Source organism: Acinetobacter parvus DSM 16617 = CIP 108168 (assembly GCF_000368025.1).
GTDB lineage: Bacteria > Pseudomonadota > Gammaproteobacteria > Pseudomonadales > Moraxellaceae > Acinetobacter > Acinetobacter parvus.
Genome location: NZ_KB849210.1, coordinates 90229 through 110423 on the forward strand (window position 1 = coordinate 90229; position 20195 = coordinate 110423).

19 protein-coding genes, 4 pseudogenes and 1 riboswitch are annotated in these 20195 nt (G+C 43.6%); of the genes and pseudogenes, 9 read left to right on the forward strand and 14 right to left on the reverse strand.

The genetic code is table 11. The features are described from left to right. Nucleotides 1–170: pseudogene (locus F988_RS14225) on the reverse strand (IS4-like element ISAba33 family transposase); the annotation flags it as partial. Between the two features lie 41 nt (nucleotides 171–211). Here F988_RS14225 and F988_RS01120 point away from each other — a divergent pair. Both F988_RS01120 and F988_RS01125 read left to right on the forward strand, forming a co-directional pair. After that, nucleotides 212–652 carry a protein NO VEIN domain-containing protein gene (locus F988_RS01120; RefSeq protein ID WP_004680623.1) on the forward strand — a complete coding sequence of 147 codons (441 nt, stop codon included), beginning with the start codon at nucleotides 212–214 and terminating at the stop codon, nucleotides 650–652. Between the two features lie 98 nt (nucleotides 653–750). Then, nucleotides 751–1005 (forward strand): type B 50S ribosomal protein L31, encoded by a 255-nt coding sequence (locus F988_RS01125; protein ID WP_004680625.1) that lies wholly within the window; start codon nucleotides 751–753, stop codon nucleotides 1003–1005. Nucleotides 1006–1118: 113 nt separating this feature from the next. On the opposite strand, the gene crcB is transcribed toward F988_RS01125, so the two are convergent. After that, nucleotides 1119–1499, reverse strand: coding sequence for a fluoride efflux transporter CrcB (gene crcB, locus F988_RS01130; protein ID WP_004680627.1), 381 nt, complete (start codon nucleotides 1497–1499; stop codon nucleotides 1119–1121). Between the two features lie 129 nt (nucleotides 1500–1628). After that, a riboswitch (Fluoride riboswitch) is annotated at nucleotides 1629–1695 on the reverse strand. A 264-nt stretch (nucleotides 1696–1959) separates the two neighbouring features. On the opposite strand from crcB, the gene F988_RS01140 reads away from it, so the two are divergent. Then, the gene (locus F988_RS01140) at nucleotides 1960–2292 is read left to right on the forward strand and encodes a HopJ type III effector protein (RefSeq protein ID WP_004680631.1); all 333 of its coding nucleotides are present in this window, start codon (nucleotides 1960–1962) and stop codon (nucleotides 2290–2292) included. Between the two features lie 79 nt (nucleotides 2293–2371). Then, a pseudogene (locus tag F988_RS15650) lies at nucleotides 2372–2658 on the forward strand (DUF6508 domain-containing protein). On the opposite strand, the gene F988_RS01150 reads toward F988_RS15650, so the two are convergent. Together F988_RS01150 and F988_RS01155 are read right to left on the reverse strand one after the other, a co-directional pair. Then, nucleotides 2647–3840, reverse strand: a complete 1194-nt coding sequence (locus tag F988_RS01150; RefSeq protein ID WP_004680635.1) for a TIGR03862 family flavoprotein — start codon at nucleotides 3838–3840, stop codon at nucleotides 2647–2649. The pseudogene F988_RS15650 and the gene F988_RS01150 sit on opposite strands and share 12 nt — an antisense overlap. Next, nucleotides 3830–4477 carry a class I SAM-dependent methyltransferase gene (locus tag F988_RS01155; protein WP_004680636.1) on the reverse strand — a complete coding sequence of 216 codons (648 nt, stop codon included), beginning with the start codon at nucleotides 4475–4477 and terminating at the stop codon, nucleotides 3830–3832. The genes F988_RS01150 and F988_RS01155 overlap by 11 nt, the downstream gene beginning before the upstream one ends. A gap of 91 nt (nucleotides 4478–4568) precedes the next feature. On the opposite strand from F988_RS01155, the gene F988_RS01160 reads away from it, so the two are divergent. After that, on the forward strand, nucleotides 4569–4760 hold the full coding sequence (locus F988_RS01160) for a DNA gyrase inhibitor YacG (protein WP_004680638.1): 192 nt from the start codon (nucleotides 4569–4571) through the stop codon (nucleotides 4758–4760). A gap of 27 nt (nucleotides 4761–4787) precedes the next feature. Here F988_RS01160 and F988_RS01165 read toward each other — a convergent pair whose 3' ends face one another. The 5 genes and pseudogenes from F988_RS01165 to F988_RS01185 all read right to left on the reverse strand — a co-directional run bounded on the left by F988_RS01165 (nucleotide 4788) and on the right by F988_RS01185 (nucleotide 9513). Then, nucleotides 4788–5432 (reverse strand): MBL fold metallo-hydrolase, encoded by a 645-nt coding sequence (locus tag F988_RS01165; protein WP_004680640.1) that lies wholly within the window; start codon nucleotides 5430–5432, stop codon nucleotides 4788–4790. A gap of 23 nt (nucleotides 5433–5455) precedes the next feature. Further along, nucleotides 5456–6472 (reverse strand): ferrochelatase, encoded by a 1017-nt coding sequence (gene hemH / locus F988_RS01170; RefSeq protein WP_004680643.1) that lies wholly within the window; start codon nucleotides 6470–6472, stop codon nucleotides 5456–5458. Nucleotides 6473–6559: 87 nt separating this feature from the next. Further along, a pseudogene (locus tag F988_RS01175) lies at nucleotides 6560–7543 on the reverse strand (DUF4062 domain-containing protein); the annotation flags it as partial. Between the two features lie 459 nt (nucleotides 7544–8002). Beyond that, nucleotides 8003–8881: a glutamate racemase gene (gene murI, locus F988_RS01180; protein ID WP_004680647.1), complete on the reverse strand. Its 879-nt coding sequence runs from the start codon at nucleotides 8879–8881 to the stop codon at nucleotides 8003–8005. Between the two features lie 47 nt (nucleotides 8882–8928). Next, the gene (locus F988_RS01185) at nucleotides 8929–9513 is read right to left on the reverse strand and encodes a DUF1285 domain-containing protein (RefSeq protein WP_004680649.1); all 585 of its coding nucleotides are present in this window, start codon (nucleotides 9511–9513) and stop codon (nucleotides 8929–8931) included. Between the two features lie 240 nt (nucleotides 9514–9753). Between F988_RS01185 and F988_RS01190 the strand changes: the two genes are divergently transcribed. Beyond that, on the forward strand, nucleotides 9754–11466 hold the full coding sequence (locus F988_RS01190) for an electron transfer flavoprotein-ubiquinone oxidoreductase (RefSeq protein ID WP_004680650.1): 1713 nt from the start codon (nucleotides 9754–9756) through the stop codon (nucleotides 11464–11466). 263 nt (nucleotides 11467–11729) lie between these two features. Here F988_RS01190 and F988_RS01195 read toward each other — a convergent pair whose 3' ends face one another. Further along, complete coding sequence (locus F988_RS01195) at nucleotides 11730–12524, reverse strand: tetratricopeptide repeat protein (protein ID WP_004680652.1); 795 nt, start codon at nucleotides 12522–12524, stop codon at nucleotides 11730–11732. Nucleotides 12525–12559: 35 nt separating this feature from the next. Next, entirely contained in the window at nucleotides 12560–12817 is a 258-nt protein-coding gene (tusA, locus tag F988_RS01200) for a sulfurtransferase TusA (RefSeq protein WP_004680654.1), read from the reverse strand. A gap of 175 nt (nucleotides 12818–12992) precedes the next feature. Between tusA and F988_RS01205 the strand changes: the two genes are divergently transcribed. Together F988_RS01205 and lnt are read left to right on the forward strand one after the other, a co-directional pair. Next, entirely contained in the window at nucleotides 12993–13832 is an 840-nt protein-coding gene (locus tag F988_RS01205) for a CBS domain-containing protein (protein ID WP_004680657.1), read from the forward strand. After that, the gene (gene lnt / locus F988_RS01210; RefSeq protein ID WP_004680659.1) at nucleotides 13829–15388 is read left to right on the forward strand and encodes an apolipoprotein N-acyltransferase; all 1560 of its coding nucleotides are present in this window, start codon (nucleotides 13829–13831) and stop codon (nucleotides 15386–15388) included. Before F988_RS01205 ends, lnt begins: the two co-directional genes overlap by 4 nt. 60 nt (nucleotides 15389–15448) lie before the next feature. Here the strand turns inward: lnt and F988_RS01215 are convergent. From F988_RS01215 to gspF, 3 genes and pseudogenes are all read right to left on the reverse strand, one after another. Next, nucleotides 15449–15793 (reverse strand): annotated as a pseudogene (locus F988_RS01215) (hypothetical protein). A gap of 262 nt (nucleotides 15794–16055) precedes the next feature. Further along, nucleotides 16056–16589 (reverse strand): type II secretion system major pseudopilin GspG, encoded by a 534-nt coding sequence (gene gspG / locus F988_RS01220; RefSeq protein WP_004680662.1) that lies wholly within the window; start codon nucleotides 16587–16589, stop codon nucleotides 16056–16058. An 8-nt stretch (nucleotides 16590–16597) separates the two neighbouring features. Next, nucleotides 16598–17803 carry a type II secretion system inner membrane protein GspF gene (gene gspF, locus F988_RS01225; protein ID WP_004680664.1) on the reverse strand — a complete coding sequence of 402 codons (1206 nt, stop codon included), beginning with the start codon at nucleotides 17801–17803 and terminating at the stop codon, nucleotides 16598–16600. A gap of 161 nt (nucleotides 17804–17964) precedes the next feature. Between gspF and F988_RS01230 the strand changes: the two genes are divergently transcribed. After that, nucleotides 17965–20190: a primosomal protein N' gene (locus F988_RS01230; protein ID WP_004680665.1), complete on the forward strand. Its 2226-nt coding sequence runs from the start codon at nucleotides 17965–17967 to the stop codon at nucleotides 20188–20190. Nucleotides 20191–20195 lie beyond the last annotated feature (5 nt).

Below are 20195 nucleotides of genomic sequence, written 5' to 3' on the forward strand. Positions count from 1 at the left end.
TAAAATGATTGTGGTAAGCACTTGATGGGCAAGGCTTTAGATGCAGAAGAAAGATTGCACGTTTGCTTTAAAATGATCGCAAGCATGATGAGCGAAAAGCACTTTAAATGTGACTTGTTCCATTTTAGAGATTTGTTTAAGATAAGATATAACTCATTGAGATGTGTCATAGTATTCGTCGTTAGAAAACAATTATTGTGACATTATTTCAATGAGTTATCTATTTTTGTCGTGTACAGAGGAAAAACAATCTAAAAATAATCAAAAACTTGGAGATAGAGGTGAAATGCTTGTGATGGAATTAGAAAAGTCACGGCTATCCAATGCTGGAAAATCAGCTTTAGTTGATAAAATAGAACGAGTTTCTCTTAAATCAGATGCGTATGGTTACGACATAGTCTCATTTGATGAAGATGGGAAAGAAAGATATATAGAAGTAAAAGCAACTCAATCAAAGCCAGGAGCAACAAACTTCTTTTTCACAGAAAATGAATTACAAACAGCCCAAAAACATCAGAACTACTATATCTATATAGTATATGAAATCACAACTGATAAACCGAAAGTATGGGCTATCAAAAACCCTTTCAACCCACAGAACGAAAATGTTGTAAAACAGCCAATAAAATACAGAGTGACAATAAATGCCTAGGCATCATTTAAAGCTGATCTTCTTAAAAAGTTCAATATAGACTTGAATAATCACAATGATATATTATAACATATCATTAAATTATGGAGTATTTGATCATGCGTAAAGATATTCATCCCGCCTATCAACAGGTTCTTTTCCACGACACCAATGCCGATGCCTATTTCCTGATTGGAAGCACCATTCAAACCAAACAGACCAGGGAATATCAGGGCAAAGTTTATCCCTACGTCACACTGGATATTTCCAGCGCATCACATCCGTTTTATACAGGTGAAGTGCGTCAGGCCAGCAATGAGGGACGTGTCGCCAGCTTTAATAAACGTTTTTCCCGTTTTAACCGCAAGGCTTAATCTAGTTTTAAGTTTTGCTGATTAAGCTATTAATATTGGAAGTCTAAGGTTCTATCTCCTCCGCTTAGACTTCTTTTTTTATGCCTAAATTAGCTGTTTGTTTATCTTTTAAGCTAAGCAGCCGTCAGCCATTGATGCAGGCTCATGCCCAGAATGGTAAACAGCAACGACCCCATCACATGAATTAAAATCGCTGCACAGGCGTAGCCCAGCTTGCCACTTTGTAATAGGGCAATAATTTCGGCGGAAAAAGTCGAAAATGTGGTCAGTGCGCCACAAAATCCAGTAATCACAAACAGTTTATAATTGGGACTTAGGGCACTTTGGGAAAAATAAGAAATTGCAAAGCCAATAATAAAGCCACCCACAAAATTAACGGTGACCGTACCCAAAGGAATATCTGGAAAAATGGGATTCAGCTTTAAGCCCAGAAGCCAGCGCAGCCATGCACCCAGCACAGAACCCAAGGCAATTGAAATTAAAGGATAATACATGGCTCACCCCAAAAAAGATTTGGAGAAAATGGAGGATTGGATATAGATTTTTGCTTGTGCTAGAAATTTTTTCATCTGCGAACTCCAGATAGAGAATAGAGCACGCACGAACCTACGTCCCCTATTCAGGGTCACGTAGGCATCATTAGCCACTATGGCGGTTTGTAACAGGAAGAATGCCATCTCCTTTATCCTAAAATAACATAATTTTTCGACAACTCAACTGCTGTTTTTGGGCCGTGATAAAGCTGTGCATAAGGCTTAAGTTATCCGCGGCTTAGGGAAATCTGGGTAAAAAACGAAAAAACAGTTCCTATATTGATGACTTTAAAATAGCTTAATTCTTTACTCCGGGCTTAAACCACCTGTGTTGCTGCATCCAATTTAATTCCTGTCTTCTTCAATTCCACTGATTCAATGCTATGATGCTGCCATTCATTTGATCAACAGAGAACTAAATATGGCTCAAGCATTATTGGCACAATTAAAAGATGGTTCTGTGAAGTTTGCAGACGTGTTGGCATTTATCGAGGCGCGTTATCAGCATACGCCAACCGCTTTTCAAAATGGCACGCAGTTTAATGCGGCAACTGAAAATCAGGGCAGTGCCAAAGTATTCTCTTTCGCCAAACTTGAGGGTTTAAGCCAACAGGACACCCTCAAGTTGTTTGCGGAACATTATGCCTCTGTACTTGCCACACCTGAAGCAAACGACCACCAGAATATCCGTCAGTTTATGCAGAATGGCTGGGATGGCGTGAAGTTTGAGGGTGAAGCTTTAGCAGCGAAATAAACAGATTTACGATAGGACTATATTCAAGTATTTTAGTCCTATCATGGCAGGAGAACAACGCCCAGATGGTACGATTTCTATGCCATATTGGGATACGAGTGACGTTGTAAATGAGTTCTTTGAGATTTTCCATGATTTAGATTTATGCATTGTATTCGATTGGCCAAATTGGCAAGAAGGAAAAATATATTAAAACAAGAACATTATGATTTTAATCTGTTAGATACTTTAACCCTTTGTAAGCTTTTGACCACCATTATACGAGCTGACCGCTTCACTGATGGCTTACTAATTTCTTTTTTTGAAAAGAGCACGATTCTAAATATCCTCAAAGCAATTAAGCAAAATCAAGAATTACTTAGATAGAAATTCATACACCTCTTGCCCTGCCGCTCGCCCTGTGGCAAAACAAGCCGTCAACAAATAGCCACCTGTCGGTGCATCCCAATCCAGCATTTCTCCACAACAAAACACATAAGGATTTGATTGCAATTGTAATTGTGAAGACAATGCCACTTGTTTCACACCACCAGCACAGCTAATCGCTTCCTCAATTGGGCGGAAACCATCTAAAGAGATCATCAGGTGTTTAATCTGTTGTGCCATCTGCGTTGCATCTGACCATAAATTTTTAGCAACGACTTCTCTAAGTAAATTAATTTTGACGGTATCCAGCCCTGCTTTACGCCAAATATTGGTCATAGATTGCTTTTTATTGCCCTGTAATTTCTTTTCCAGTTGTTCAATCGTAATATCAGGGAGTAAGTCCAGATGCAGTTGAAAGGGCAGATTCTGGGCTGCAAGCTGTCTTAACTCACGTCCCAGTTTATAAATAACTCCACTTTCCAAACCATAGTGCGTAACCACAATATCGCCATGCGTTTTATTTTCTGCATTTACCCATGCATTGACACGTTTCAGTGGCTGACCAAAACAGTCGTGCATAAATGGCGACCATGTTTTTAATACCCCGACATTGCTCGGTTGAAAGGGTTCAATTTCATCGGTGGAAAGCCATTGCTGCCACGCGCCATCACTACCTAATTGTGCCCATGACACTGCACCACAGGCCAAAATAATCGCATCATAAGTTGCACTAAATTGCTGAGTCTGATTCTCTATCGTGAGTTGATTGTTGGATAAATCCACACAACGATGACGATAATGAAATTTTACCCCATCATTCATCAATCGCTTTAACCAAGCACGAAGTAACGGTGCTGCTTTCATTTCTACAGGGAAGACGCGTCCTGAACTGCCAATATAAGATTCAATGCCTAAACCTTGCATCCAGTGCTGAATCCACTTTGCATCCCATTGCTCAATCCATGAGCCTAGCCATTCAGCATGGTCATAACGCTGTATAAACGTTGCAACAGGCTCGGCATGGGAAATATTCAGTCCCGTTTTGCCTGCCATTAAAAACTTGCGTGCCGCCGATGGTTTTTGCTCATAAACCTCAATATCGTAGTTGTATTGGCTCAGCACTTCAGCCGCCATCAATCCTGCTGGACCTGCACCAATAATCGCAATACGCTTATTCGCCATCAGGCTGCCCTTGTATGTTCCGCCCTTGTAACGGCGCAAAATCATCAAAACGGGTCTGATAGTGCTGTGGTTTAGTGATTAGTAACTGCTGGCACAGCTCACCACGTTCTAAATATTTAATTTCAAAATGGGTACGGGCTGAGTCTGTTGCAATCTTTTGCTTTTGGTAAGGTAATTTCCACACATCAATAAGCTGTTGCTCTGCCTCATCAATATATGCTGGAATGTTGCTCGCCAGCGTAATCATGCCATTCGGTTTTAGGCGAGACAACAGGAACTCGAAAAATGGCATGTTCAGCCAGCGCTGTGCTGGATTATGTGGCTCTGGATTGGGATAGAGAATAAAAAACTGTTCAACCTGTGTAGGAAACAGGGCATGCACCACCCAGGGCAAGGCGTCGGCATGCACAGGGTTTAAATGTTCACGCGGTTCCAGTTGATGCTGTTTCTGCATCGCCACAAACTTTTCCCTGGTTCGTTCAATCGCATACAACGTTACCTGCGGATGTTCAGCCGTGAACAACAAGGCATGCCTGCCTTTTCCAGCCCCAATCTCCACGTAGATCGGGGTATCTGGAATCGGCTGAAAATCACGTGGTGCCCGCATGCGTTGTGCTTGAAATTGACGAATCAACATAATCCCATCAAACTATCTATAAATCGGCATAAGTCTAACAACTCACCTGACGTTTGCCTAATCTATTTACCTTCTGCCTTAGGAGTTTTCTATGCCCCGTACCTTTCCCTGCCCTCGTTGTGGCCAGCCAAGCACATGGGAAAATAATGATTTTCGTCCATTCTGCTCAGAACGCTGTAAATTGATTGATCTGGGTGCCTGGGCAAGTGACGAATATAAACTCCCAACTCAGGATGCGCCTCAGGCCGATCTCAAACGCCATGAAGATGATTATGAGGATTAATCATCTTCTTGTTTAGTCGTACCGAACTCAACCCGCTTTACTTGCCACAAAAGGATTAAATCGCTTTTCATAGCCGATGGTGCTCATTGGCCCATGCCCTGAAATAAATTGCGTGTCATCAGGCAAACTAAAACATTCACGCTGGATGGAATCCAGCAATTGCTGATGATTCCCTTTAGGAAAATCAGTACGCCCAATAGAACCCTTAAACAGGACATCCCCCGTCCATAATAAACCATGTTTGGCATTGTAGAACATCACATGGCCTGGGGTATGACCAGGCGCAAAACGCACCTCAAACTCATCCTCACCCAGTTTCAGCACTTCACCACCCTCTAGCCACTGATCGACCTTGACGGGTTGTGGAATCGGGAAGCCATAACGTGCCGAAACTTCCTGAATCATGTCCAGCCAGAATTGATCCTCTTTATGTGGACCAATCACAGGCACTTTCCATGTATCAACCAACTCACCGACCGCACCTGCATGATCAAGATGTCCGTGGGTGAGCCATAATGCTTTCACATGCAGACCCAAGGCTTCGATTTCTTTTTTCAGCACTGCCGCATCACCGCCTGCATCAATCAAAATCGCGTCTTTGGTTTCACTGTCCCATAAAATCGAGCAGTTTTGTTGAAAGGCAGTCACAGGGACAATTTTGACTTGTAGCATAAAAACCTCTGGCTAAAACGCAGTTAACGGTGGGCTAAGGTATGGGTTAGGGCATCAAGATTAGCCTGAACCAGACTAGCAAGCAAATCAATATGGGCCTGATCGGTATTCAGCGCAGCAATATAGGCATATTCCCCACCACCCGCATGTTGAAACAGTTCTTTATTCTGAATCGCCAACTCTTCCAATGTTTCTAAACAATCCGCCGAAAATGCAGGACTAATCACCTGCACGGACTGAACCTTTTGCTCGCCCCATTGTTGTAATAACTGGTCGGTATAGGGTTTGACCCATTCCTGCTTACCAAAGCGAGATTGAAAACTAATCGCCCATTCCTCATCTTTCAAGTGCAAGACATTTGCAACTAAACGGGCAGTGATTCGACAACGGTCAGCATAAGGATCACCCTTGTCCGCATAAGGCTGGGGAATGCCATGAAAGGACATCAACAGCTTTTCAGGCTTGCCATGTTCAGCCTGATAGTTGAGAACACTATCCGCCAATGCCTGAATAAACAGCGGATGCTGGTAGTAATCCTTGATGAGGGTCAGACCTGGCAAATGACGCTGCTGTGGAATCCATCTGGCAAAGGCGTCATACAATGGTGCAGTTGAGGTGGCTGAATACTGGGGAAATAGCGGCAACAGAATCACATGCTCTTGCGGTGTTTTTTCCAGTTGTGCCAAGACATCATAAATGCTCGGTTGCCCATAGGTCATCGCAGGGACGACCGTGAGGTCAAGCTGATGATTTTCATCTTGCAAGCGTTGTTTAACCAAGCGTGTTTGCTCAAGTACAATTTCCCGCATTGGAGAATCTTTTGACCACACTGAGGCATACGCCTCGGCAACCCGCTTGGGCCGAAAAGTCAGTACAAACAGGTGCAGGATAATCCACCAGATTACTTTGGGGATTTCAATGACACGGGTATCGGATAAGAACTGTTTTAAGAAACGACGTACTGCTGGTACAGTGGCTTGGTCTGGCGTACCTAAATTTGCTAAAACCACAGTTACTTTGGGTTTTGGTGTCGCTGACATACATCACTTCCGCTATAGCTGAATTTCTCCCTATACTTTAGCAGTTTTGCCGTACTTTTTTAATTTGCCGTACTTTTTTAAATTGGATTAATGCATGGTCTTAAACTGAAAAACCCGATTGCTTTCCAGAAGCTTCTGCCCTTTTGCGGTCAGTTGCCACAGCATACGTTGGCGGTCATCTCGTCCTGTTGGCACAATCCACTCATTCTGGCGCATCTGCAACTTGATTTCATGCAGGGCACGGATATTCACCTGTGCACGTGAAACAGCATGCGCGCGTGGCATTTCCTTGCGCGCATCATCCAGACCCGTTTCGTTTAGATATTCATTCATGCGCTTGGAAAAATATTCTTCAGTTGTTGGAATCACAAATGATGAACCAAGCACATTCAGTAACTGTGCCCATGTCATTTTACGGAATGGTTTAACTTCTTTGAAATTACCATCCTGATAGGCATGCATACGGTATTCAAATGAATACACCTCATGCATGGACACCTTGAGCACACTGGTGAGTGGATCGGCTTCCCGACTGCCTATTTCAGTTTCAAGCTGTTTAACCTTGGCACGCAAACTGTCAATTTCATCTTGTAAAACTTGCGTATTTTGTGGACGAACCCACCCCACCACAGGATAGCGTTCCAGCATTTGTGGCATACTGGAGCGAACAGCAAGCTCCAGATCCCTTAAGCTAAGATAGGTAAAAACTTGATCAACTTCATGTTGAAGCTGTTTTCTAAACTCTTTGAATTTTTCTTTTAACTCGGCTTTATGGTCATGCAGTTTAGCTTCGCGTGCTTCTGGCTCTTCATGCATAAACACAATCACGGGTTTCTGTTTGGTCATGGCATAGATATATTCCAGATGCATATAGCCCACACCTGAAACGGACTGCTCGCCATACTGGCTCCCCAGCAAAATCACCACGTAATCACAGTCATCAATCTGTCGGCGAGCAATCGAGGTGCTTAAGGGTGTGCGCTGTTCCAAGCCCCACGAAAAGAACCCCATTCCAACCAGTGTCTGGGCCAAAACCGCCCGTTCTGGTTGCATTTCATTGCCAGACGTAGAATTGACATCCTCCCCGACCTAAAGGACGGGGATTCCTACTGCTAGATGGCAATGTCCTGCCACGAAACAGATACTATAGTTCTCTGCTTCTTATTCCAATGTAGTCCTACCTTTCGGATTGCAAAGAGTGCACGGATTACAATGGGGAAAACTGTTTTTTTCGTGTTGTATCAGTCTGCTGACTAAAAATATACAACGTAATTATCATAGCACATGGATTACTAGATTCAAATGTTTTTAGCAATCCTAGCTAATCCCCACAAGGGGGACTAGCGGATTGCAGCCTTATATCCTCGGGCTAAACCCCGAGGTTTTACGGCTATTCGGATAAAAACCTGATAGCGAGTATCTTGCATAGGCTAGGTCCCAGTTCACTTATCAATAACCCTTAAGCTGTTTCGCTTAAGCCTTATCAACAATAACCCCAATAAAATCTTGAATATGAATCAACTGATGCTTTTAGGCGCCCAGATCATCTAAATTCTGAATCGTCCATGTTAATTGTTCTGGCATGAGATGCTGCAGTACCGATTTTAATTCAACAGCATTATGACCACTGACATAACATTCAATACGTGTAATATTATGACTTATTTTGTCACATAATAACCTATTTTTTATCAAAATATAGGCTGTTTGCCGCGCAACTGCCTGTCCAGAATCAATTAATTTTAACTTTTTATCAAAAACCTGATGAATTGCATCCCTTAAAAAAGGATAGTGAGTACATCCCAGCACTAAAAAATCCGCGCCCTGCTCCACCACAGGCTGCAATATATCCTGCAACACATCCAGACAGGCCTGGCTCATTTGCTGTCCCGCCTCAACAAAAGGCACCAGTTCCAGACTGGTGACTTTTAAAACCCGAACGCCAGCAGGTTCGGCAAACCTGCTCATCACATCCTTGATGAGCTGTCCGCGAAAGGTTGCAGGTGTCGCCAACACAGCCACCACTTTCGACCGTGTTTGCAGTACAGCGGGCTTTAATGCAGGCACCAATCCCACAATCGGAAAATGCTCGCCATAGTAGTCACGTAGGTAGTCCAGACTAAATGCCGATGCAGTATTGCATGCCACCACCGCAATCTTACAGCCCTGCCGATACAGCCACTCAATCGCACGCGCTGTTAATTGTCGAATTTCCTGATCTGAACGGGCCCCATAAGGCACATGCGCGGTATCGGCATAGTAGAGAATCCGTTCGTTGGGTAAATGTCGGGCAATCTCCTGCGCAATCGACAAGCCTCCAATTCCTGAATCAAAAACCCCAATCGGCGCATCAGAGGATGCATGTGGCATGGGGTCAGCCAATACGGGCAGGGATTGGACAGCAGTCATACAAATACATTAACACTGTGGTTTCTTCACTCTTTTAAGCTTAAACCTCAGGTGCTTAAATGCAAGACCAAATCACCACTTTTTAATGTCAAAACTGTCTCACCCCGTGCATTTTCAGACAAACTGCCATAGTTCACAAGGTGATAAAAACTTTGACGCTGAATCAACGCATTCATTCCAAAACGAACATGCACATAAGGACGCAATTCATCCTCTCCTGCTTCATTTGGATAGGCACGCATAAAAACTGGGTGTCGCTCATCCACAATCACCACATCCTGATTGCTGGTGGTGAGCTGTAAATAGGTCTTGCCCTCTATCTCAACCTGATCCACCTGGTTGATTAGCAGTGGCTCATCCTCAACCTCAATTTCAATCTGCTCAACAGGTGTTTTCAGGTAAAACTTTCCATCCTCTTTCCACAGCACCTTGCTAAACAGGTCGAGTAAAGCCTGCCGCTTGACCAATTGACCTTCGTGCCACCATTCTCCATTGGCTTTTATCTTTAGATCCATTTTGCCGCAATGCTTTGGATGCCACTGGTCTAAAGGTGGAATTGACCTTTTGTGACTTTGCTGTACATCTTTTACGTATTGTGCTATGCTCATTAAGTTTTTATCATCAGAAAACATGATTTTTCCCTTATTTTGTAGCGAGTCTGATGGAGAATCATTTTCATTTATCGTCGTTTATGCCTAGCTGACGAAAAAATATGACCGCTCAGCCAATTGGCGAGTCCAAGGTTTAAAACTATACTATCCCAAACGTTTGCAAGTACAATAGTGTCTTTGTGCTTGGCAATACAGAACACTCATGGCAGCACCGAATCGCAATATTACGGTTGCCACCCTTAAAAATATGAGGAGTCCTACATGGAACACATCGAACGTGAAGCGATGGAGTTTGACGTAGTGATCGTAGGCGCTGGACCTGCGGGTTTATCTGCTGCGATTAAAATTCGTCAATTAGCGATTGAAAACAACCTACCTGACCTTTCAGTCTGTGTGGTTGAAAAAGGCTCTGAAGTTGGTGCGCATATCCTTTCTGGTGCTGTACTTGAACCACGTGCCATGAATGAATTGTTCCCGAACTGGAAAGAAGAAGGCGCTCCGCTGAATGTTCCTGTAACGGATGACGAAACTTATTTCTTATTATCTGATACTAAAGCACAAAAGATGCCGTATTGGATGGTTCCTAAATCAATGCACAACGAAGGGAACTATGTCATTTCTCTTGGTAACGTTGTTCGTTGGTTAGGTCAAAAAGCTGAAGAATTAGAAGTTTCTATTTTCCCTGGTTTTGCTGCATCTGAAGTACTTTATCATGAAGATGGTACTGTAAAAGGCATCCAGACAGGTGATATGGGTATTGGCAAAAATGGTGAGCCAACACACAACTTTACTCCTGGTTATGAACTTCATGCGAAATATACTTTATTCGCTGAAGGTTGCCGTGGTCACCTCGGTAAGCGCCTAATTGCTAAATATAACCTAGATAAAGATGCTGATCCACAACACTACGGTATCGGGATCAAAGAACTTTGGGAAATCGACCCTGCGAAACACAAGCCAGGTTTGGTGATGCACGGTGCAGGTTGGCCATTAAATGAAACGGGTTCATCTGGTGGTTGGTGGTTATACCACGCTGAAAACAACCAAGTGACGTTGGGTATGATTGTTGATTTATCTTATGAAAATCCACACATGTATCCATTCATGGAAATGCAACGTTGGAAAACTCACCCAACAATTAAGCAATTCCTAGAAGGCGGTAAACGTATTTCTTATGGTGCCCGTGCGGTTGTGAAAGGTGGCTTTAATGCCTTACCTAAACTCACTTTCCCAGGTGGTTGTTTGATTGGTGATGATGCAGGTTTCTTGAACTACTCAAAAATCAAAGGCTCACACACTGCAATGAAGTCAGGCATGTTATGTGGCGAGGCTGTATTTGAAGCGATTGCAGCGGGTGTAGCGAAAGGTGGTGATTTAGCCGTTGCACGTGTCACTGAAGGCGAAGATCATTTCGACAAAGAATTAACCGCATACACTGAAAAATATAACAACTCTTGGTTAAAAGAAGAGTTATATAGCTCGCGTAACTTTGGCCCAGCGATGCACAAGTTTGGTCAATGGATTGGTGGTGCGTTCAATTTTATTGACCAAAATGTCTTTAAAGTACCATTTACATTACATGACTTAAAACAAGACTTTGCTGTGCTTAAAACTGTAGATGCGTCAACATTCAAACCTAACTATCCAAAACCAGATGGTAAGTTGACCTTTGACCGTTTATCTTCAGTATTTGTATCAAATACCGTACACGAAGAGAATCAACCAGCTCACTTGAAGCTGACTGATCCATCTATTCCAGTCAACGTAAACTTACCAAAATGGGATGAGCCTGCTCAACGTTATTGCCCTGCTGGTGTTTATGAAGTGATGGAAAATGATGACGGTTCTAAACGCTTCCAAATCAACGCTGCGAACTGTGTACACTGTAAGACTTGTGATATTAAAGACCCATCACAGAACATTACATGGGTAACGCCAGAAGGTGGCGGTGGTCCAAACTACCCGAATATGTAATCTATTATCGTAGTCATTACTCAAAGCCCTGATTGAAAGATTAGGGCTTTGTTTCTTTTAACATTCGAGCTAAAATCAACTCAATTTTTTCTTTTTATGCAGATAAAGGAAAGGTTTTTAAGCAACTCAAACATCAGAATATTCAATGGCGTGAAATTACTGAGATAGCCAAGTTTGAAAATTTGCTTAAAAATAGCCTGATCAAGGAAGCATAATAAATATATCGCCCTGTCCCAAAATGTCAGGGCTTATTCATAGCATGACTATATATTGGCCAATAAAAACTCATGAGTGGGGCTTCCATATTCCCAAAGATGACCAAACTCTCTCCAGTAAACAAATGCCTGATCTTTCCCACCCATAGTGATATATCCCTCCTCAAATTCAGCAGGTTTAGGATGACGTTTTTTCTTGAGTTCTCGAGCAACCAGTGGAAAAGCAGCTTTTGCTTCAAAAAATGTGGCTTTAGCTCTATCCATATCTTGCTGCATTAATGCAAACAATACTTTTCCATATAAAAATTCAGGGCTATGGTCTTCTGGATACTTGGTATCCAGCCATTGCAATTTTAATTTATTCCCTGTTTCAAGAAAGCGTTTTAATAACAGATAGCGTGCTCCCTGATTATCATTTGGGGATATCTTCACTAATCTTGTAAAAATCTGCTCCGCTTCAACAGCCATCGGTGTATCAGCCAAATGTAAGGCTAAATTAAAGCAAGCCCTTAAAAATGGACGGTTCTCAATAAAGCCCCATTCTAATAAATCTTTATCCCAGTTAAATGTAGTGGAAAATGCTGCCAATCCAATACGATGAGCCTCACGCAAAGCAAGATAAGATTCCATTTTTCGACCAGAATATTTATAAACCAGCCCAAGATGAACCCAAGCATCAATATGTTGGGGATACTCAGAAAGTAGCTTGGTTAGAGTCAGCTCTGATGCAAGTAAACTGCCTTGAGACAAGCACTCCAATGCTTCATCAAATTGCTGCTCTATATCCTCATCAATCAAAGTTTCAAAAACCCACATGTGTTTTTCAAGCTGTTTTAATTTCACTGGGCCATTTCCTCAAATTTAATTCAATATCCAGACTACCCTTTCTGTACCAAGTAGCGATATTCAGTGTGACTGTTTTCATCGAGACTTTCTTCTTTTAATAATAGTTCATGCCCTAAATGCATACAGAATTTTGGAATATCCCATGAGGTTGACGGGTCGGTTGCCAGCACCTCCACAACATCACCCGACTTTGCCTTGCGGATAGCCTGATGCAACATCATGACAGGCTCAGGACAACGTAAACCTCTAGTATTAAGTTGAACAGTGGGAAGTTGAGGTTGTTCGGACATCATCATACTCATATATTTTAATATTCACATTTTAACATAAAGTAAGTCGATAAAAATCATCAACAGCTTTTTGAAAAACTGTACATTTTTCGCATCGTTTTATTAATGCATATCCGCTTTTTCTTCGGTATGATGAAAATCATCTAATTGATATAGAGAGTCTTTAGGAAAGATCATGGTCGAGGAATCCAGTCCGTCGTGGGGTATGCGTGGCTTAAGAAAGTGGTTAGGTACTGCACCTGAAACCCGCGATGAATTACTCAGGTTAGTTCAAGACTCACGTCGTTTTTTAGAACCAGATACTGTTGCTATGCTTGAGGGTGTTCTCGATCTACCAGCAACAAAAATTCGGGAAGTCATGACGCCTCGAACTGCAATCATCAGCTTACAGGAAGATGATCAGTTATTGGATATTTTAGATATCCTGATTGATTCAGCGCATTCACGCTTCCCTGTGTTTTCAGCAGATCAAAGCGATAATGTGGTCGGTATTTTATTAGCAAAAGATCTTTTACCCTTTTTGACCGAGCGCAATATCAAAGTCGATATTCGTTCATTGATGCGCCAGCCTGTATTTGTGCCTGAAAGTGCACGCTCAGATCAGGTGCTACGCATGTTAAAGAATACCCAGACCCATATTGCCATCGTGATTGATGAATATGGCTCAACCTCTGGTCTGGTGACACTTGAAGACATTCTCGAAGAGATCGTTGGTGAAATTGAAGATGAACACGATATTGCCGATGAAGAAGCGTTATATATCGTGCCAGACAATGACCCAACCACAGCCAATACCTGGATTGTGCAAGCACTTACACCCATTGAACATTTCAACACTATTTTAGATGCTGATTTTTCTGACGATGAAGTTGAAACTATGGGCGGCTTACTGCTGCAAGAAATTGGTTTAGTCAGCGATTTACAGGGTCAGACCATTGAGCTTGGGGATTGGCAATTTACCATTATTGAAGCAGATGCACGCACTATTCATCTGATTCGAGCTGTCCGTCAATGAGAAGCTATTTTGAAAAGCTGTTAAATTCATCTCAACCACAAAAACAGCTTCCCTTTATTGTTCCACTGCTGATTGCGCTGATCTCAGGCGCAATCTTTAGCTTGGCACTCGCACCCTATAATTTCTGGTGGCTGGCGATTCTATCGCCAGCCTTGCTTTATGCAGTGTTACGCCAGAGGAATCCCAAGCAGGCCTTTGTGCTGGGTTGGGCCTATGGTTTTGGTTTATGGTTTGTCGGCGCGTTCTGGCTCTACACCTCCATCCATACCTATGGCGATACCAATGCCTTTTTAAGCATCCTGATGATTGTCTTTATGGCAGCCGCAATGGGCTTATTTACTGCTTTTCAAACATGGCTGTACCGTCGCTTTTTCCCAGAAACACCACTCACCTTTGCCCCGCTCTGGGTGATGTTTGAATGGGCAAAAACCTGGGTATTTACAGGTTTCCCATGGTTGTTTGCTGGATATGCATTTACTGAACGGCTACTGGATGGCTATGCACCTTTATTTGGTATTTATGCAGTTTCATTTGTGGTCATTGTGCTGGCATGTGCGCTAGTCGAAATTTTAAATCGGCGCTGGTTTTGGGCCATTCCATCCGCCTTGCTGGTGCTAGGAGCATGGGGGGCTGGATTCATCCAGTTTGTTCAGCCAAAAGCTGCAAAGCCACTGAGCGTGTCTCTGATTCAGGGCAATATTCCTCAAGACCTGAAATGGCTGACTGAATACCAGATCAAGACTTTAGAGATTTATGCAACCCTGACCCGTGCGGAATGGGGGCGTGACCTGATCGTTTGGCCTGAATCTTCAATTCCAATGTTCCAGACCGATATTCCTGAATTTTTGGAGGCCATGGCAGCTCAGGCAAAAAAGACAGATACAGCATGGGTCACAGGTATTCCCTATTGGGACGTGGCAAAATCACAGCAGGTGGGTGAACCACTGTACTACAACAGCCTCATGTCTTCGGGCAGCGACTCTCACGGTCTGTATAAAAAGCAACGCTTAGTGCCGTTTGGTGAGTACATTCCATTGTCAGGCATGTTGAAATGGGTACTGCCCGCCATGCAGAACGATGTCAGCATGAGTGGTTTCTCGCGTGGTGAAGCCAATCAGAAGCCACTGATCGTAAAAGGTCATGCACTCGCAGCCGCAATTTGCTATGAGGTCGCCTACCCGAACCTCACCCGCCGCAATGCATCGAATAGCGACTTTTTAATCACGGTTTCAAATGATGCCTGGTTTACAGGAACGGCTGGACCTTGGCAACATCTACAAATGGTGCAAATGCGCGCCAAGGAAAATGGTCGCTGGTTTATTCGCGCCACCAATACAGGCGTGACTGCGTTTATTGACCACAATGGCCATATCGTGAAACAGGCACCTCTGGATGAAGAGTTTGTATTACGTGGTGATTTACCTGCAATGCAGGGGCAAACACTGTATAACCGTTTGAGCGATTATCCAATCCTGATCTTTTCCATTCTTCTATTGGTTATGGGCTGGATTTATCGTCCGCGTAAAGTCGATGTGTCCTTTAAGTCACGGCGGTAGGTAAGATGAAAAGAGCGTTTGAATCAACGCTCTTTTTTTATAACGGGATTGATCTTTGAGTTACAAGGCCAATGGCAATTGCACGGATAAATATGCAACCAGACTCGATAAAAATAACATCGGAAGATAGCATTAAGCCTTAAACAACAATTGCTCGTATCTGGAAATCATCTCCTGATTATCCCATAGGGTTGTTTTTAAGGCACTTAGAAAACACAGTACAAACCATGCACTCAACATGCTTAATGCAAAAAAACCAATCATGATCTGGCTGCTACCTTCTGTAGCATGCCATAAACTTAAAGCGCCCTCACTGATCGGCAACAGGCTTAAAATAAGCAACACAGATTTAAGCATTGCCCAATGAAACTGATTCAGTTCATCCAACATAAAAAATGCTTTCATCTGCTCACTCCATACCTGATTTAAATGGTTTGAATTTATTATGCAAAGCTTTAATATAAAGAAAAAGTCTATTTTTCCTGTTATTTTCCGTTTCTTGTAACCATTACACATGGGAATAATTCTTGTTATAAATATCACATACTATTTGTTTTAAAATTTATATATTTTTCAAATCCTTATATTTTATTTATGAAACAGGAAACATTATCACTTCACTCTCTATTTATTTAATGCAAAAGTGAAGCGATATTTTATTCAAGGATTATGGCTGATAATAAATATCGGCATCATTACCCTCGCCGCCTTCTTTACCATCCGCACCAAAGGAATATAAATCAAATGAACGACCCTCACGGCCTGGAATTACATACTGTAAATCATTTTCCCAACTGTCTTTGGGATAGCCGCCTTTAACATAACCACCTGGCAACCAGTTCTTTGCAGAGGCAGGCTGGTTTACCAAGGCATCCAGACCACCATCCTGCATGCTTGGATAACGGCTATTGTCCAGTTTGTATTGATCCAATGCGCCAGCAACCCCTTTCAGTGTGATCTTGGTGGTGTCCACCTTGGCTTTTTCACCACGCCCCATCACGTTAGGTACAATCAGCGCAGCCAGTACACCTAAAATCACAATCACCACCATCACTTCGATTAAGGTGAATCCTGAGACCCGAGAAAACCGAGCAACACTCGGTCGGGTCGCAAGATGAGAAGCTGTGCTTCGAGTAGCAGAATTAGGATTATGCTTAGAATGCTGTTCACTCACTGAATTATTCATTTTCATCTCAAACATCAAATTTCCTAGATCATATTATTCATATTAATAATTGGCAACATGACCGCAATCACAATCACCAACACAATGGCTGCCATAAACACCAGCATCAACGGTTCCAGCAATGCCAGCAAGGTAGAGATAAAGGTAGTGACTTCCCGATCCTGCATGGTCGATGCCCGATCCAGCATACGATCCAGTTCACCCGAAGCTTCACCACTCCGAATCATTTGTACCATCATGGGTGGGAAATAACCGCAACGCTCCAATTGTGTTGCTAAATTACCCCCTTCTGTTACACGTTCCATCGCCACTTCAATCGCATCACGAATCACCCAGTTATTGCTCACTTCCGCGCCAATGCGTAACGCTTCAACCAAAGGTACACCTGAACGGGTCAAAATCGACAGCGTACTGGCAAAACGTGCTGCATTGATACCACGCGAGAGTTTACCAAACAGAGGCAACTTGAGTGTTAAACGGTCAAAGGCATAATGCCCTGCGGTGGTTCTTAGAAACCGTGTAAACAGAATGATTGCAATCACAGCAAGGATCAGCATTGCAATCCATGTATGGCGAATAAAGGTACTGGCTTTCATCAGCAGAACCGTAATCCACGGTAAGGCTTCCTTACTTTGCTCAAAGGTTTTGACAATTTCAGGCACGACATAGGTCATCAAGCCCATCACAATCCCAAATGACATCAGCATGAGGATAATTGGATAAATCATCGCGCCCTGAATTTTCTTCTGCATGGCAAAGCGGTTTTCAGTGTAGTCTGAAAGCTGGTCTAAAATCAGGTCCAGATGCCCCGAACGCTCACCTGCCGCAACCGTAGCAATATACAACTCAGGAAAACGACCTGATTGCTGCATGGCCTGAGCCAGTGAATGGCCTTCCAGCACTTTAGAACGCACGGCAATTAACAGGTTTTGCACATGGGCCTTTTCGCTTTGTTTACTGACCGCACGCAAGGCTTCTTCCAGCGGAATACCTGCCGCAACCAGCACTGAAAGCTGACGGGTCATCAACGCCAAATCATAGGCACCAAAACCCTTTCTAAACCATGAGCGCTGTTGCTGTTTGTCTTTTTGTTCAACCGCATCGACCGCAATCGGTGTCCATGCTTTATCTCGTAACTGTTGACGGATTTGGCGCGCGGAATCTCCCTCAAGCACACCTTTATGTTGCTTTCCCGAAGCATCAAGCGCAGTAAATTGATAAGCAGGCATGGTTCTGTTCTAATTGTCCCAAAATAGTTGTCGTTACCGTTATATCCGTGTATGAGATGGGGAACCAGTGTTCCGCAAGAAATTCATCGACATAATGCACAGCACTTTAGCATAATTCAACAACATGCAGTCATGCCATTTTACACCTGATTGAAACCTATATGCCGAACCAAAATTCTAACGCGATTCTGTACCGTATTCGAGTTGCCATTCCTGTCTATATTTATGACACGTTTGACTATACGCTCAGTGCCGAGCAATATGTGCAGGCACAAGTTGGCGCACGCGTTGCGATTTCGTTTGGACGGCAGAACCTAGTTGGCATCATCACTGAAAAGCTTGATCCAAACGAAGCATTTACAGGTCAATTCAAGCTTAAGGCGATCACAGAATTGCTCGATAATGAAGCGATTCTAGACCAAAAAGTTTTAACTTTATTGACATGGTCAGCACAATATTACCAATTTCCAATTGGCGAAGTCATACAAAGCGCCTTACCCACCTTACTCAGGCAAGGCCGCGCCCTGGACATCCTGTTTCATCAATGGAAAGTCATTCCACATGATGACCCTAATGGCTTATTGAAACGCTCGCAAAAACAATATGATGCTTACCAGATTCTCAAGCTGCATCCGCATGGCACCACAGAGAATATTTTAAACTTGAGCGGCGTGGAAACCGCCACACTGAAGGCACTGGAAAAAAAGGGGCTGGTGCAATGTCAGCTTGAACCGCATGATTTCACGCCTATGCCTGTACAGTTGGCACAAATGCCACTCACAGCCAATCCAGACCAAAAGCAAGCCATTGAACAAATTTTAAAATCGCTGCATCACTATCAGGCGTTTTTACTGGATGGCTTAACAGGCAGTGGTAAAACTGAAGTTTATTTGCAGGTCATGTATGAGGTGTTAAAACAGGGCAAACAGGTGCTGGTGCTGGTGCCTGAAATTGGCCTGACCCCGCAAACCGTTGCACGTTTTAAGTCTCGCTTTCACTGTGATGTGGCTTTGCTGCATTCAGGCCTGAATGACTCAAAGCGCCTACAGGCCTGGCAACATGCCCAGACGGGTAAAGCCTCGATTATCATCGGCACGCGCTCAGCGATTTACACGCCATTGCCCCGTCTTGGCCTGATTATTCTGGATGAAGAACATGATCTTTCCTATAAGCAACAAGAGGGTTTTCGCTACCATGCCCGTGATGTGGCACTGTATCGTGGGCACTTGCAACAATGCCCTGTGATTCTGGGTTCAGCCACACCTAGTATTGATAGCTATCATTTGGTTGAATCAGGTAAATTGCATCTGCTTGAACTGAGCCAGCGTGCTGGCGTTGCGAGCCTACCCAGAATGCATGTGATTGACCTGAAAGTGGCAAAAAAACAGCATGGCATCAGCCAAATCCTGATTGAGCAAATCAGGCAGACACTAGAACGCAAGGAACAGGTACTGATCTTTCTCAACCGCCGTGGCTATGCGCCTGTGCTGATTTGTGAAAGCTGTGGCTGGCAAGCCAATTGCCCACATTGCGATGCCCACTTTACTGTGCATTCACAACCCTATCATTATTTGCATTGTCATCATTGTGGCACCATTCAGCGTTTGCCTGAACATTGCCCTGAATGTCAGCAACACACGCTGAAAAGTCTGGGTGCAGGGACAGCAAAAGTTGAGGAACACCTGAATGAGCTGTTTCCGCATCACGATGTGATTCGGGTGGATCGTGACAGCACCAGTCGGGTGGGAAGCTGGCAGAAGATTTATGACCGTATTCAGCAAAACAAACCCACGATTTTGCTGGGTACGCAAATGCTGGCAAAAGGACATCATTTCCCCCACGTCACCCTAGTTGCCATTCTAGATATTGATGCAGGTTTATTAAGTGTGGATATCCGTGCGCCAGAGCGTACTGCCCAGTTGATTGTTCAGGTTGCGGGCCGTGCAGGACGCGGGGAACACAAAGGCAATGTCTATCTGCAAAGCCTACGCCCTGACCACCCCATGCTGACCACATTGATTGAACATGATTACCGAACCGTTGCAAAGCACATGCTGGCTGAACGCAAAATAGCGTTATTGCCGCCCTATCGTTATGCTGCACTGGTTCGGGTTGAATCCAAAGATAGAGAATATAGCCAACAATTCCTGTCTGAGATTGCCCAGCAATTCAGAGTGATGGCAACAGACAGTGTTGATATTTGGGGGCCTATTCCTGCACCGATGGAACGTAAAGCAGGCCGTTATCGGGCACACATGGTGATTTTGTCTGCTGATCGGGCAAAACTGCATTTTTATTTACGTCAATGGTGGCAACAAGTGGTACATTTACCTCGTCAGCATCAACTGAGACTGTCGATTGATGTGGACCCACAGGAGTTTAGTTAGAACTG

What these genes read in the sequence shown, in the direction of transcription:
- F988_RS01120 (WP_004680623.1), top strand. Translation starts at nt 212, where the DNA reads ATGAGTTATCTATTTTTGTCGTGTACAGAGGAAAAACAATCTAAAAAT.
- F988_RS01125 (WP_004680625.1), top strand. Translation starts at nt 751, where the DNA reads ATGCGTAAAGATATTCATCCCGCCTATCAACAGGTTCTTTTCCACGAC.
- crcB (WP_004680627.1), bottom strand. Translation starts at nt 1,499, where the DNA reads ATGTATTATCCTTTAATTTCAATTGCCTTGGGTTCTGTGCTGGGTGCA.
- F988_RS01140 (WP_004680631.1), top strand. Translation starts at nt 1,960, where the DNA reads ATGGCTCAAGCATTATTGGCACAATTAAAAGATGGTTCTGTGAAGTTT.
- F988_RS01150 (WP_004680635.1), bottom strand. Translation starts at nt 3,840, where the DNA reads ATGGCGAATAAGCGTATTGCGATTATTGGTGCAGGTCCAGCAGGATTG.
- F988_RS01155 (WP_004680636.1), bottom strand. Translation starts at nt 4,477, where the DNA reads ATGTTGATTCGTCAATTTCAAGCACAACGCATGCGGGCACCACGTGAT.
- F988_RS01160 (WP_004680638.1), top strand. Translation starts at nt 4,569, where the DNA reads ATGCCCCGTACCTTTCCCTGCCCTCGTTGTGGCCAGCCAAGCACATGG.
- F988_RS01165 (WP_004680640.1), bottom strand. Translation starts at nt 5,432, where the DNA reads ATGCTACAAGTCAAAATTGTCCCTGTGACTGCCTTTCAACAAAACTGC.
- hemH (WP_004680643.1), bottom strand. Translation starts at nt 6,472, where the DNA reads ATGTCAGCGACACCAAAACCCAAAGTAACTGTGGTTTTAGCAAATTTA.
- murI (WP_004680647.1), bottom strand. Translation starts at nt 8,881, where the DNA reads ATGACTGCTGTCCAATCCCTGCCCGTATTGGCTGACCCCATGCCACAT.
- F988_RS01185 (WP_004680649.1), bottom strand. Translation starts at nt 9,513, where the DNA reads ATGTTTTCTGATGATAAAAACTTAATGAGCATAGCACAATACGTAAAA.
- F988_RS01190 (WP_004680650.1), top strand. Translation starts at nt 9,754, where the DNA reads ATGGAACACATCGAACGTGAAGCGATGGAGTTTGACGTAGTGATCGTA.
- tusA (WP_004680654.1), bottom strand. Translation starts at nt 12,817, where the DNA reads ATGTCCGAACAACCTCAACTTCCCACTGTTCAACTTAATACTAGAGGT.
- F988_RS01205 (WP_004680657.1), top strand. Translation starts at nt 12,993, where the DNA reads ATGGTCGAGGAATCCAGTCCGTCGTGGGGTATGCGTGGCTTAAGAAAG.
- lnt (WP_004680659.1), top strand. Translation starts at nt 13,829, where the DNA reads ATGAGAAGCTATTTTGAAAAGCTGTTAAATTCATCTCAACCACAAAAA.
- gspG (WP_004680662.1), bottom strand. Translation starts at nt 16,589, where the DNA reads ATGTTTGAGATGAAAATGAATAATTCAGTGAGTGAACAGCATTCTAAG.
- gspF (WP_004680664.1), bottom strand. Translation starts at nt 17,803, where the DNA reads ATGCCTGCTTATCAATTTACTGCGCTTGATGCTTCGGGAAAGCAACAT.
- F988_RS01230 (WP_004680665.1), top strand. Translation starts at nt 17,965, where the DNA reads ATGCCGAACCAAAATTCTAACGCGATTCTGTACCGTATTCGAGTTGCC.